The 12,630-nt window shown below is 37.0% G+C and carries 12 protein-coding genes; 5 read left to right on the top strand and 7 right to left on the bottom strand.

Features of this window, described 5'->3' with window-relative positions; genetic code table 11:
* Positions 1-14 precede the first annotated feature (14 nt).
* Complete coding sequence (dusB, locus tag VL047_RS12805; RefSeq protein ID WP_325361148.1) at positions 15-1,013, bottom strand: tRNA dihydrouridine synthase DusB; 999 nt, start codon at positions 1,011-1,013, stop codon at positions 15-17.
* Between the two features lie 39 nt (positions 1,014-1,052).
* Between dusB and VL047_RS12800 the strand changes: the two genes are divergently transcribed.
* The 3 genes from VL047_RS12800 to VL047_RS12790 are packed head-to-tail and all read left to right on the top strand — an operon-like array spanning position 1,053 to position 3,081.
* Positions 1,053-2,024, top strand: coding sequence for a CPBP family intramembrane glutamic endopeptidase (locus VL047_RS12800; RefSeq protein ID WP_325361147.1), 972 nt, complete (start codon positions 1,053-1,055; stop codon positions 2,022-2,024).
* Positions 2,024-2,245: a DUF2007 domain-containing protein gene (locus tag VL047_RS12795; protein ID WP_325361145.1), complete on the top strand. Its 222-nt coding sequence runs from the start codon at positions 2,024-2,026 to the stop codon at positions 2,243-2,245. Before VL047_RS12800 ends, VL047_RS12795 begins: the two co-directional genes overlap by 1 nt.
* On the top strand, positions 2,242-3,081 hold the full coding sequence (locus tag VL047_RS12790; protein ID WP_325361144.1) for a phosphatidate cytidylyltransferase: 840 nt from the start codon (positions 2,242-2,244) through the stop codon (positions 3,079-3,081). Before VL047_RS12795 ends, VL047_RS12790 begins: the two co-directional genes overlap by 4 nt.
* A 121-nt stretch (positions 3,082-3,202) precedes the next feature.
* Here the strand turns inward: VL047_RS12790 and VL047_RS12785 are convergent, their stop codons facing one another.
* Positions 3,203-3,877 (bottom strand): hypothetical protein, encoded by a 675-nt coding sequence (locus tag VL047_RS12785; RefSeq protein ID WP_325361142.1) that lies wholly within the window; start codon positions 3,875-3,877, stop codon positions 3,203-3,205.
* A gap of 19 nt (positions 3,878-3,896) precedes the next feature.
* Between VL047_RS12785 and VL047_RS12780 the strand changes: the two genes are divergently transcribed.
* Complete coding sequence (locus VL047_RS12780) at positions 3,897-4,568, top strand: DUF2461 domain-containing protein (RefSeq protein WP_325361141.1); 672 nt, start codon at positions 3,897-3,899, stop codon at positions 4,566-4,568.
* Here VL047_RS12780 and VL047_RS12775 read toward each other — a convergent pair.
* Genes VL047_RS12775 through VL047_RS12765 form a run of 3 tightly spaced genes read right to left on the bottom strand, consistent with a single transcriptional unit; the run spans position 4,565 to position 8,898 of the window.
* Positions 4,565-4,777, bottom strand: coding sequence for a DUF3820 family protein (locus tag VL047_RS12775; protein ID WP_325361139.1), 213 nt, complete (start codon positions 4,775-4,777; stop codon positions 4,565-4,567). The two genes, VL047_RS12780 and VL047_RS12775, sit on opposite strands and share 4 nt — an antisense overlap.
* Positions 4,777-8,115, bottom strand: coding sequence for a transcription-repair coupling factor (gene mfd / locus VL047_RS12770; protein ID WP_325361137.1), 3,339 nt, complete (start codon positions 8,113-8,115; stop codon positions 4,777-4,779). Before mfd ends, VL047_RS12775 begins: the two co-directional genes overlap by 1 nt.
* Positions 8,116-8,169: 54 nt before the next feature.
* Entirely contained in the window at positions 8,170-8,898 is a 729-nt protein-coding gene (locus tag VL047_RS12765; protein ID WP_325361135.1) for a helix-turn-helix transcriptional regulator, read from the bottom strand.
* 169 nt (positions 8,899-9,067) lie between these two features.
* Between VL047_RS12765 and VL047_RS12760 the strand changes: the two genes are divergently transcribed.
* Entirely contained in the window at positions 9,068-10,732 is a 1,665-nt protein-coding gene (locus VL047_RS12760) for a glutamine--tRNA ligase/YqeY domain fusion protein (RefSeq protein ID WP_325361133.1), read from the top strand.
* Here the strand turns inward: VL047_RS12760 and VL047_RS12755 are convergent.
* Positions 10,729-11,583 carry an N-acetylmuramoyl-L-alanine amidase gene (locus VL047_RS12755; protein ID WP_325361131.1) on the bottom strand — a complete coding sequence of 285 codons (855 nt, stop codon included), beginning with the start codon at positions 11,581-11,583 and terminating at the stop codon, positions 10,729-10,731. The two genes, VL047_RS12760 and VL047_RS12755, sit on opposite strands and share 4 nt — an antisense overlap.
* Positions 11,584-11,609: 26 nt before the next feature.
* The gene (locus VL047_RS12750; protein ID WP_325361129.1) at positions 11,610-12,593 is read right to left on the bottom strand and encodes a DUF3078 domain-containing protein; all 984 of its coding nucleotides are present in this window, start codon (positions 12,591-12,593) and stop codon (positions 11,610-11,612) included.
* Between the last annotated feature and the right edge of the window lie 37 nt (positions 12,594-12,630).

The raw sequence follows: 12,630 nt of genomic DNA, 5'->3' as shown, positions 1-12,630 counted from the left end.
CAATTTTCACCAAGTTAATAAATGGCTTCCAAATTAGCAAAATTAGATTCGATCTCACTCAATACCTCTTCAATATCAGAAAGCTGATCAAGCTTAACTAGCTTCATACGGTACTCTTTAAAATGAGGAATTCCTTTAAAGTAATTGGCATAATGACGGCGCATTTCAAATATACCTGTTTTTGGACCTTTCCATTCAATGGATTTTTGGAGATGTATACGACAGGTTTCAACCCGCTCACGAATAGTTGGTTCTGCTAAGCGTTCGCCTGTATTAAAGAAATGCTTAATCTCACGAAATATCCATGGATAACCGATGGATGCACGTCCAATCATAATACCATCCACCTCATATTCCATTCGCCAGGCTGCAGCTTTTTCTATACTATCAATATCGCCATTACCAAAAATAGGTATTTTGATACGTGGATTGCGTTTAATATCGCGAATCATAGACCAATCGGCCTGTCCTTTATACATCTGTGCACGGGTACGACCATGAATACTTAATGCCTGAATACCAATATCTTGTAAACGTTCTGCAACTTCATCTACATTTTTAGTATGATCATCCCAGCCTAAACGGGTTTTAACAGTTACGGGCAAATGGGTTGATTCGATCACAGCTTTGGTCATTGCAACCATTTTATTAATGTCTTGCAAGAGGCTGGCACCTGCTCCGCGACAAGCTACTTGCTTTACCGGACAACCATAATTGATATCGATTAAATCGGGGCTGGCCAGACTGGCAATCGCGGTAGCTTCTCGCATAGTTTCGATTTCGCTTCCAAAGATCTGAATACCGATAGGACGCTCATATTCAAAGATATCTAACTTCTGACGACTCTTGGCAGCATCACGAATAAGTCCTTCAGAAGAGATAAATTCTGTATACATCATATCCACACCGTTTTGCTTGCAAACAAAACGAAAAGGAGGATCGCTTACATCTTCCATTGGAGCTAACAGCAATGGAAACTCTCCTAAATCTATATTTCCAATCTTAACAGACATTCCCTATCTTGACCAAGTTTTTTTATAATATCCAAAACAATGTCGCAAATTTACGAAAAATCAAAAGGCTTTACATACAAATATCCTGAAAATCACCCGATAGTATCTTTAATCTATCTATTGATGCTTATTGTTGCGTCCTCTTTGGTATTTACACTTCTTGCTTTTTTAATTGGATTTGGACTATATGGACCTGGATTATTAGGAAACCTGTCGAGCTTGATGACAGGCGACACGACTATGGGGTTAAAATTTCTTAAGCTATTTCAAACACTATCTAGCATCGGAACATTCGTTTTACCGGCTCTGCTTTTAAAATATATTGAGAGAAACCGAACACACTATTTAAATTTTTCGGCTCCTAATCCGAAACGGCTAATGATTATAGCTCTTCTGATTATGTTGGTATCCAGTCCTTTTCTTGAGCTTACTTCCCTCATAAACCAACAAATGCAATTACCGGACTTCCTATCAGATATGGAAAGCTGGATGAAAGCTAAAGAGATGGAGATGGCACAACTAACCGAGAAGCTTTTATATACTAGTACCATATCCGGCTTACTATTTAATCTGTTTATGATAGCTGTCCTTCCTGCCATAGGTGAGGAATTGGTATTTAGAGGTTGTTTGCAGCCTATATTTCACCGATGGACTAATAATATCCATGCAGGCATTTGGATTTCAGCCATTCTTTTTAGTGCCATCCATATTCAGTTTTATGGCTTTATACCACGCATGTTAATGGGGGCTGTATTTGGTTACATGCTTTATTGGGGCAAAAGTATCTGGCTTCCTATAATTGCTCACTTTATGAACAATGCCACCGCAGTTATTTATACCTTTGTATTATTGAAACAAGGTAAAAGCTTTGAAGAAATAAATAATGAAGGAGTACCTCATTGGAGCCTTTATATAGTTAGTGCTTTCTTCCTTGCTTTTTTTATCTACCGCTTCTGGAAGCTAAGTAAATCACAAAATATAGAAACGAACACAATTCAAAATCTATCCTAATGGAAAAAGACTGGAAAAAAATTTACGTAACAACTGATTTCTTTCGGATCGAGCTGATACGTCAGGCTTTAGATGAAAATAACATTGCTGCTGTCATTATGAATAAGCAAGATTCTTCCTATCGCTTTGGTCAAATTGAACTTTATACTCACGATAATGATGAGGAAGCGGCCCTGGCTATTATCGAGGAAATGTCAGAATCTGGAGCTGGAACAGCATGAAAACAAGAGCAATAACCGGAGTTTTATTTGTGGTTGTCATGGTGGCGTCTACTCTTTTGGGACCTTGGGTGTTTGCTGTTTTCTTTCTATTAATTAGTCTGTTTGCTTTAGATGAGTTTTATCGCATTATCAATACTTCCGGACACAACAGCCTAAAAGGAGATAAAACAGGTGCAGTGCATCCGAATCGTTGGGCAGGACTTACGTTAAGCATTGTATTGTTTGTAGCTTTAATTTTGGTTCAATTAAAGGGGGTCTCACTTTCAACATTCCTATACTGCATACCTTTTATAACACTTATATTCTGGCTGGAACTATACAGAAAACAAGAAAACCCATTTAGTAACATAGCATTCACATTTCTGGGGGTAATTTTCGCCGTATTACCTTTTTTATTCTTTTTTCAATTGGGTTTTATAGAAGGCTCTTATAACTTCCATTATCCGCTGGGGTTTTTAATACTATTATGGGCAAGTGATACAGGTGCCTATCTGGCAGGTAATGCATTGGGTAAAACTAAATTATTTGAACGCCATTCACCTAAAAAAACATGGGAAGGAGCCTTGGGTGGTTTAATTATTAGCGGAATTGCTTCCTTTATTCTTTCACGATTCTACGTTGGTATTGCTCCTTGGCAATGGCTGGTAAGTTCAATGATTATTGTGGTGTTTGGCACCTATGGCGATTTAATAGAGTCCATGTTAAAAAGAAGCTATAACATCAAAGATTCGGGAAATATTTTACCGGGGCACGGTGGTTTACTAGACCGCTTCGATGGTCTGCTTTTAGCTGCACCACTGATTTATCTATTTTTGGAGTTGAGTACTGGGTCATAGTGCAGTATCTAGAATTACAGCTACTTCATCACAAGTACACTCCCAAGTAAACACTCATACCATATGCGTATTGTTCTGAAATGGGATTAATCAAAAGGTTGCTTTGTATAATTCACTTTTATCAAACTAAAGCACTATAACTAAACCCTTTGCCTTTTTTAATGACTGAAAGGTCAGAAAAGAATCGAAATTCTTTATCGCGATAAAAAGGATTCTTATCACCTAAGCCCTGGCGTTTAGCTCTGAATAATGGCATTGAAAGAGGTTTATCACGAGGAGCCCATCTGATTACAGAATCTTCCCGAAAAGCCATACCTTCCTCTAAGTTAAATGCAAGCGCCTGCACTCCCTCGGGATCGTTAGCTGCTTCCAATACATAGGCAACTACATTGGATGGGCCAGATATTTTCAAACCATCATGTTCTCTTTTTACAGAACGAATTAATAAGCCACCATAAGCTTGGTGCTCGCCACTACCATATGTTAGATCAAGCCCCCTGCGTGTATGAGTATATTTTTCGATGCCAATAAAACGATGAAAGTACCAAGAACCAGTAACTGACATCTTAGCAACTACCCGATTGGGATATTGGAAAGCATGTGAGTATGGGTCGGGATGAATATTTTTCTGATAAAAATAAAATTCTAGTTCAAGAACTTCAAAATCAGTGTTTCCGGCAACAAGCTTATAATCTAAAAGAATTAACTTAGCAGCTTTAATGAATCCTTCTTCAACTTCAATTGCACTTGTTGAATCAATCGCTGTTGAAGAAAGCACGTGATGTAGGTGGTCCATAAATTAAACTTATACAAAAATGAACATTCCGTCAAGTACTTTTGATTTTTTAAACGCTTTAAAAGAAAATAATAATCGAGAATGGTTTCATGATAATAAAGAAACTCATGATAGAGTTCGACTAGACTTCATTGATTTTGCACAACTTATCTTAACCGGCTTATCCGAAATGGATAAACAGGTTCCGGCAGATATGCCTATTGCAAAATGTGTGTTCAGGATTTATAGAGATATTCGTTTTAGTAAAGACAAAACACCTTATAAAGGCTACATGTCCGCAGCTTATTCATCAAAGGGCAGAAGTACAGATTTACCGGGTTATTATGTTCATATTCAACCGGGCAAAAGTTTTATAACCGCTGGCTTATGGCATCCGGATAAAGAGAAACTAGCAGCAATCCGCCAGGAAATAGATTATAATAGTGAGAAGTTTCGTGCTATTGTGAATCAAGCGCCATTTAGAAACTCTGTGGTACTGGACCAAGATGATAAATTAAAGAAAGCACCCAGTGGATATTCTATTGATCATCCGGATATTGAATTCTTACGACTGAAAAGTTTTACGGCAAGCCGGTTCCTGGAAGATAGGGATTTGCTAAGCAACAACGCAGATAAAATAATTTTAGAAACCTTTTCTGCGTTACAGCCTTTTCAGGAATTTCTTTATGAAGCAATTGACCAAGAAGTTTAACGCTTTTTTAATGGGTCAAGCAAATACTCTAAGCCGTTAAGCTTAATCTCATACATCGTTCCTAATAATATACCGAGTTTTCCGGGAGGAAAACCTTGTGTGTGAAACCAGACAAGGTAAGATTCCGGCAAGTTGCAGATGTAGCGATCTTTATATTTACCAAAGGGCATCGTGGTTTTAACCAGTGCAAGAAGTATTTCCGGATTCATTAAATAGCAAGTTCTTTTAGTATATCAATGGCTTGTTTGATTGTATAAATGCGCTCAAAGCCAATACGCAAAGTACCCTTTACTTCTTTCAAATTACAGATAGAAGGATTATTTCTTACAAAATCTAATACCTTACCAAAGCGATCACTCTCAAAATAAGGAGATTGTTTGTCGTTTACGAAATACCCTCTTAATACATTCTTCTTATAGGATATCTTTTCAAAACCAATGGCTTTTCCATACCATTGTAGTCGCAAAGTATTAAAAAGCTCATTTACCTGTTCGGGTATTGGGCCAAAACGATCAAGAAGCTGTTGTTGAAAAGCAAGCAATTGTTCTTCATTCTCTAAGTTCGAAAGCTCTGAATACAAATTATAGCGTTCGGTTAAATTTGTTACATATTCGTTTGGAATATGTACTTCAAGATCGGTATCTACTTGTGTGAAATTAACAAAGGCTCGTGGCTTATCATCACTAAACAGGCCTTTAAATTCTTCATCCTTTAGTTCCTGGATGGCTTCATCCAGAATCTTGTGATACATTTCAAAGCCTATTTCTGCAATAAAACCACTTTGTTCAGCGCCTAGTAGATTACCACTTCCTCGAATATCCAAATCACGCATAGCAACATTAAAACCACTACCCAATTCAGAAAACTCTTCAATAGCACTCAACCGTTTACGTGCTTCACTAGTAAGGGTAGATAGCGGAGGGCTTAATAGATAACAAAATGCCTTTTTATTTGATCGGCCAACACGTCCGCGCATTTGGTGCATATCACTTAAACCAAACATATGTGCATGATTGATAATAATGGTATTTGCATTCGGAATATCAAGCCCTGCCTCAATGATGGTGGTAGCAACCAGCACATCAAAATCATGGTTGATAAACTTTAACATTACATCTTCCAATTTATCACCTTCTAATTGTCCATGAGCTACTCCGATACGGGCATGTGGAACCAATTTCCTTATCAAACCACCCAGTTGCTCCAAATCATTTACTCGATTATGAATAAAGAACACTTGTCCGGATCTCTCTAGCTCAAAAGTAACCGCCTCTTGGATTAGTGTTTCATTGAAAACATGAAGCTCTGTTTGTACCGCCTGCCGATTGGGTGGAGGAGTACTAATAATGCTTAAATCGCGTGCACCCATTAGTGAAAAATGCAGTGTGCGTGGAATAGGGGTTGCTGTTAACGTTAAGGTATCTACATTTGCACGCATTTGTTTCAATTTCTCCTTAACCGAAACTCCAAACTTTTGCTCTTCATCAATGATCAGCAATCCAAGGTCTTTGAACTTAACGTCTTTACTAACCAAACGGTGGGTACCGATAATGATATCAACTTTACCTTCAGCTAGTTTGCCTAAAGTCTCCTTTATTTGTTTTGAAGTTTTAAAACGATTGATGTAATCTACTGTAACAGGGAAATCTTTTAAACGATCAATAAATGTTCGATAATGCTGAGAGGCGAGAATGGTTGTTGGGACAAGAATGGCAACTTGCTTACTATCTGATACGGCTTTAAAAGCAGCACGAATAGCGACTTCTGTTTTTCCGAAACCCACATCTCCACAAACCAACCTATCCATTGGGTGGGGCGATTCCATATCTTTCTTTACATCAACAGTTGCTTTTTCCTGATCGGGTGTATCTTCATAAATAAAGGATGCCTCCAATTCATTCTGGAGATAGGTATCAGGCGGGAATGCATTTCCTGTTTCAGCTTTTCGCAATGCATAAAGCTTAATCAGGTCTCGCGCGATGTCCTTAACTTTTTTTTTAGTAGTTTTTTTTAATTTCTCCCAGGTATCTGTTCCTAATTTATTCATTTTAGGTACAGTACCCTCTTTGCCAGAGTATTTCGAGATCCGATTTAAGGAATTGATATTGACATAAAGCAAATCGTTGTCAGCATAGACTAATCGAATCATCTCCTGCGACTTTCCGTTGACTTCAATCTTTTCAAGTCCGGCATACTTACCTACGCCATGATCGATATGAGTAATGTAATCGCCTGATTTTAAATCACGTAAATCTTTTAGGGTAATAGCCTGCGAGCGGGTATAACCTTTCTTTAATTTGTATTTATAAAAGCGATCAAATATCTGATGATCGGTATAAGCTCTAATTTTTAAACTATCGTCAACAAACCCTTGCCGCAAAGCAATATTAATAGGTGTGAAAGTTACTGATTTATCAAGATCTTCTATGATGGAGAAAAGGCGCTCGACTTGCTTTACTGAATCACTGAATATATAATTTTTAAAAGAGGAATTTTCACTCTCTTTTAAATGATGAATCAGCAGATTAAAGTCCTTATTAAAAGAAGGCTGTGGTTTCTGTTCAAAATGGATGGTTTCATCAGCCGTATAAAAAAATTGCTTGCCAAATTCAATAATTGGGAACTCCTGAACCAGATCTGCAATCAATTTCTCAGTTGTAAAGTTAAACTTAGGATCAATCCACTCGGGGTTAAGCTCCCTTTCTTGAGCAGAGAGTGCCTGCCACAATGCTGTAGCCTTTTTATAACCTGCTTTTATAATGTCTAAGGTAAATTGCACATCCTTAAACCAAAGCACTGAGCCTTTTTCAATATATTCTAAAATAGAAATATTGCTCTCTGTTAAGAATTTAGCTTGAACATTGGGTAATATGGTTACCGTATGAATCTTACTTACCGAGAGCTGACTTTCTATATCAAACGTGCGGATACTTTCAATGGTGTCTCCAAAGAATTCAATTCGATAAGGCCGGTCATTTGAAAAAGAAAAAATATCAACAATACCTCCACGGATAGCAAATTGACCCGGTTCATAAACAAAATCTACACGCTCAAAATCATATTCAATCAGGAATTCATTAATGAATTCAATATTTACCTGAGTATCTTGTGTTATTTCTAAGGTATTTTTAACCAGCTCATTCCGGTTAATAACCTTTTCAGCCAATGCTTCAGGATAGGTAACTACTAATCTTGGAAGCTCACTGGCATGGTTTAATGAGTTTAGTGTTTCTGCGCGTTGCAAAACCTGCGCACTATCTACTTGTGTAAAATCAAATGCTTTGCGAAAAGATGATGGAAAGAATAGTAAGCTTTTATCCAGGATGTTCTCCATATCACTTAAAAAGAAGGATGCTTCTTCATGATCTGGAAGAATAAACAAATATGGCTTTTCCTGAAGCTGATAGGAACTAATTGCCACCATAGCGTCTGCCGAGCCAATCAACCCCTTCAATGCTATTTTAGGGTTCGGGGCTTGCAAAGCTTTTACCAGAGCTTCTGTACTGGCATTACTTTTAAACTGTTTTAAGATATTGGCTATATTCACGTATTGATGCAAAGATAGTTATCTTCCCAAGAAATAGGATATAGAAATAAATTATTAACGGATAAGATCAAACGCTATTGCGAACTTTAATAGTTCAGCAAAGGAATCAACATTAAGTTTATTTGTTATATTCTTACGATGAGTACTGACCGTATGCCTTGAGATAAATAGTGTATCAGCTATTTCCTGTGAAGATCTACCCTCGGTTAAGAGTGTTATTATTTCTTTTTCGCGTTTGGTTAGTAGCGCAAATTTTCTATAGTTTTTGACAACGAATTCATTGTCATCAAGAATTTTATTAACTTTTGTAACCAATGGGTCCATGCCTGACATTGGAATCGATAACAAGAAGAGCTTAGTTGGTTTTTCTTCCCTTCCATTCTCCAACAAAAGCTTACATATCGTATAGAACCAGTTATAATTAAACTTAGGGCATACTTTTACCTGTTGAAAAAAACTATACGTCTCTGTTTGATCAGCTCTATTAAAAAAACCCTTCATACTATTAAGCAGACTTTCAGCTTGCCCAGGAAAGAATTTTTCATAATAATCACTCCCCAATGCGTTAATCTCATCCATTGAATGATCCAAAACGTCACAACCCCAATCATTCATATAAGTTACCTTAGGTATCGTTAAATCCTGAACCATTACCGCAGAGGGAATAAATTCTCCGATCTCATTGAGATTATACTTTCCTGTAGACAGTTTATTTCCCAGAGTGAAGATTTGCGAAGTCGCTAAATCCTTAACTTCACTGGAATTTAACAGCTTTAAATTCATGCAATCGTATTAATAATTGGTTAGTAATATTAATTGAGAATTATATCACCATGGTTTACAATAACAAATATAACATTATTAACAACGAGTCAAAATAATTACTTAATTCTTATAGTAATAAAGATGTATATTATTTTTATCAAGGGCAAATTGCTACTTTTGTCCTATTATGAACGAAGAGAAATCACTCAATTTTATTGAGGAAATTATAGAGGAAGATTTAAGAAATAATAAACACGACGGCCGTGTTTTAACACGTTTCCCACCAGAGCCCAATGGTTATTTACACATTGGCCATGCAAAATCTATTTGCTTAAATTTTGGTCTTGCAAAAAAGTATAATGGCAAAACAAACTTACGTTTCGATGATACCAATCCAGTAACGGAAGACGTAGAGTATGTAGATAGCATTAAAAATGATATTAAATGGCTGGGCTTCGAATGGGATAAAGAACTATATACCTCTGATTATTTTCAAAAATTATATGATTTCGCAATCATTCTAATCAAGAAAGATTTAGCCTATGTAGATGAAAGCAGTGCTGAAGAAATTGCAATAGCAAAAGGGACTCCTACAGAGCCGGGTAAACCTACAAATGCTCGCAGCAGAAGCATCGAAGATAATTTACGTCTTTTTGAAGAAATGCGTGCAGGTAAATATGAAGATGGCGAAATGGTATTAAGAGCTAAAATTGACTTAGCAAATCCGAATATGCATCTTCGCGATCCTTTATTATATCGCATTAAACATGCTCATCATCATCGGACTGCGAATGATTGGTGCATTTATCCAATGTATGATTTTGCACACGGACAAAGTGACTCTATTGAAGAGATCACACATTCAATATGTACTTTGGAGTTTATTCCCCATCGTGATCTATATAATTGGTTGATAGAGAACATAGGAATCTATGAATCAAGACAATATGAATTTGCTCGTTTAAACATGACTTATACGGTTATGAGTAAGCGCCGTTTACTGCAATTGGTTAATGATAAATTGGTAGACGGATGGGACGATCCGCGTATGCCAACCATTAGTGGTTTAAGAAGAAGGGGCTATACTCCGGCAAGTATTCGTAATTTCTGTGAAAAGATTGGCGTAGCGAAGCGTGAAAACATGATCGATTTTGGCTTGCTAGAGTTTTGCATACGAGAAGACCTGAATAAGACTGCTTGGCGAAGAATGGCTGTTTTAGATCCTGTTAAATTGATCATTACAAATTATCCAGAGGGGAAAGAAGAGATTCTTTTAGGTGAAAATAATCCGGAAGTAGAAAATGGGGGAGGTGAACGAGAAATTCCTTTCAGCAGAGAATTATGGATTGAACGTGACGACTTCATGGAAGATGCACCTAAAAAATTCTTCCGTTTAGGCCCTGGTAAGCAAGTACGTTTAAAAAATGCTTACATCATTGAATGTGATGATTTTAAAAAGGATTCAAACGGTAATATAACTGAAATATATTGCAGCTATATACCAAACTCTAAAAGTGGAGAAGATACAAGCGGATTAAAAGTAAAGGGAACTATTCATTGGGTAAGTGCTCCTCATGCCAAGACTGCTGAAGTTCGATTATATGATCGTCTATTTCAAGTAGAGAACCCCGCCTTAGAAGAAGATTTTAAATCAACTTTAAATCCGGATAGCCTAACTATTATAAATGCTTATATCGAGCCTGACTTAGTAAATGCTGAGACTGGAAAAGGTTATCAATTTATTCGATTGGGTTATTTTACCTTAGACAAACTAACTAGTGCTGATAAGCTTGTATTTAACCGTACTGTAGGATTAAGAGATAACTGGAGCAAAGGAGCAAATAAGAGCTAATTCTGCTTTAAATAAATGTTATAGAGTATCTTAAGATCGGTTTCTGTAAATACAGGAGAAACATCGCTTTGAACATAATGACGCTTGAAGGCTGTAATGGCTGCAGGCATATTGCGCGTATCAAAGCCGATAATCTGTAAAGCAAGACTTGGATTAAAATCTACCGGAGGTACCGAAAGAAAATCATCATACCAGATTCCAAAGCCCTTCTCTGCTAATAGTTTCCAAGGGAAATAAACGCTCGGATCTTGCTTACGCGTTGGGGCAATATCTGAATGGCCAATAAAATTCTCTGTTGGGATACGGTAATGTGACTTTAATGTATCCAATAAACGAAGCAGGCTATTAATCTGCAAATTAGAAAAGGGTTCCTTGCCATTATTATCTAATTCAATACCAATGGATTGGGAATTCATATCGGTAATTTTACCCCATCTGGATAGTCCTGCATGCCAGGAACGAAGGTAATCGTTTAACATCTGCACAGTTTTCCCATCCCTGCCAATTACATAATGAGCACTTACTTGTGTGCTCTCAAGTGTAAAGGTGCGAATGGTTTGATCGAGGCTCTCTTGGGCTGTATGATGAATAATTACATAGCTGGGTCTGCGCATATCAAAGTTAACGGTACCAACCCAATCAAGATCGTCACGTTTTCCTTTTATATCTGCTACAAAAACCTCTGGCGAAGGTTGTGGAGGGGGTAATGGTTTCTGAATATCTTCAACTATTTCTTCAACATGCTGGGTATGGACTTTATTGGTTTCAACGTATTTATTTTTCTTGGCCGCACAGGAGGTAATCAACAACGTTAAGATACATCCAAAAATAAATACATTTAATCCTTTCATAATCCCATTCTTTAATATTTCACCTATTATCGAGGAAACTTATACATCACACCAAGTGCCAAAGATTGGCTGGTTTGCATTGATTTTGAAATATTCTTATCATACCATAGCACGCCACTTAAAGATACATTAATAACCCGACTTACGCGACTGGTGAAGGTTGCATCTAAACGATGACTGGCTTCACCCAATTCATTATAGTTTGCAAAAAAAGCATAGCGGCTCTTAATATTGAAATTTTCACTTAAATCACGATTTAAGTTTGCAACAAGCTGAAAAGCCAGTTCATTTCTAAAATTCTTTCCTGTGTCAACACCAAAGCTTTTTCTATCGTTAAAAACTAAACGGTCATCTAAAATAAAAGTTTGTCGGGCTGTTCCTGTACCGAAACGTAATGAGAAGGTTTTATCAGGAACAAATTCAATACCCACAGATTCTGTTATATAGCCAGGGGCAAAGAAGTTCGAAATTAATGCATCTCTCGTATCTTCCCCATCTACGTCTTTATAAGTATAACCGGCAACAAACTGAGTTTCAAGAGCAAGAGACGCGAAGAAAGACCATGATTTAGATAGTTTAACACCACCTTTATTATCCCAGAATATTCGATCACTGCTTTTTCTGGAAAGCTGGTCTTTATTTTTTAATGTTCCATATTGAAGCATTAATTCAGTATGGAAATTCTTATCATCCTTATTATATTCCGACTTATGATTGAATAGACCACCGATAGAGAAAGAGTTTACTCCCCCTCCATTCCAGTTATCGCTAAAGGAAGCCTGGTTGACATTGATTCCGAATGTTGTCCAATTTCTCCAATAGTTTATTTCTAGATCCAGATTGCTTTGTGGGACAGTTACCTCTTCTATATTCAACGATGGTGTTTTTACAGGTAAACTTTCCTTTGGAGGAGCCTGGCGCAAAGAATTCAGATCAGTATCTTGTTGTGCAAAAGCTGTGCACTGTAAGACCAAAAGAAATACGGTAGACAAGGTAGAAATATGCTTCATATCACAAAAATAAACAAAGTATCGAATTATCAGTATT

This window comes from Albibacterium sp. (assembly GCF_035514885.1).
Classification (GTDB): domain Bacteria; phylum Bacteroidota; class Bacteroidia; order Sphingobacteriales; family Sphingobacteriaceae; genus Albibacterium.
The sequence above is the reverse complement of the archived record's forward strand: the minus strand, read 5'-3'. Positions and strand labels throughout refer to the sequence as shown.

Excerpts from the sequence above, each read along its gene's own strand:
- VL047_RS12755 (WP_325361131.1), bottom strand. The coding sequence starts at position 11,583 with ATGAAAGGATTAAATGTATTTATTTTTGGATGTATCTTAACGTTGTTG.
- VL047_RS12765 (WP_325361135.1), bottom strand. The coding sequence starts at position 8,898 with ATGAATTTAAAGCTGTTAAATTCCAGTGAAGTTAAGGATTTAGCGACT.
- VL047_RS12785 (WP_325361142.1), bottom strand. The coding sequence starts at position 3,877 with ATGGACCACCTACATCACGTGCTTTCTTCAACAGCGATTGATTCAACA.
- VL047_RS12780 (WP_325361141.1), top strand. The coding sequence starts at position 3,897 with ATGAACATTCCGTCAAGTACTTTTGATTTTTTAAACGCTTTAAAAGAA.
- VL047_RS12795 (WP_325361145.1), top strand. The coding sequence starts at position 2,024 with ATGGAAAAAGACTGGAAAAAAATTTACGTAACAACTGATTTCTTTCGG.
- VL047_RS12750 (WP_325361129.1), bottom strand. The coding sequence starts at position 12,593 with ATGAAGCATATTTCTACCTTGTCTACCGTATTTCTTTTGGTCTTACAG.
- VL047_RS12800 (WP_325361147.1), top strand. The coding sequence starts at position 1,053 with ATGTCGCAAATTTACGAAAAATCAAAAGGCTTTACATACAAATATCCT.
- VL047_RS12790 (WP_325361144.1), top strand. The coding sequence starts at position 2,242 with ATGAAAACAAGAGCAATAACCGGAGTTTTATTTGTGGTTGTCATGGTG.
- VL047_RS12760 (WP_325361133.1), top strand. The coding sequence starts at position 9,068 with ATGAACGAAGAGAAATCACTCAATTTTATTGAGGAAATTATAGAGGAA.
- VL047_RS12775 (WP_325361139.1), bottom strand. The coding sequence starts at position 4,777 with ATGAATCCGGAAATACTTCTTGCACTGGTTAAAACCACGATGCCCTTT.
- dusB (WP_325361148.1), bottom strand. The coding sequence starts at position 1,013 with ATGTCTGTTAAGATTGGAAATATAGATTTAGGAGAGTTTCCATTGCTG.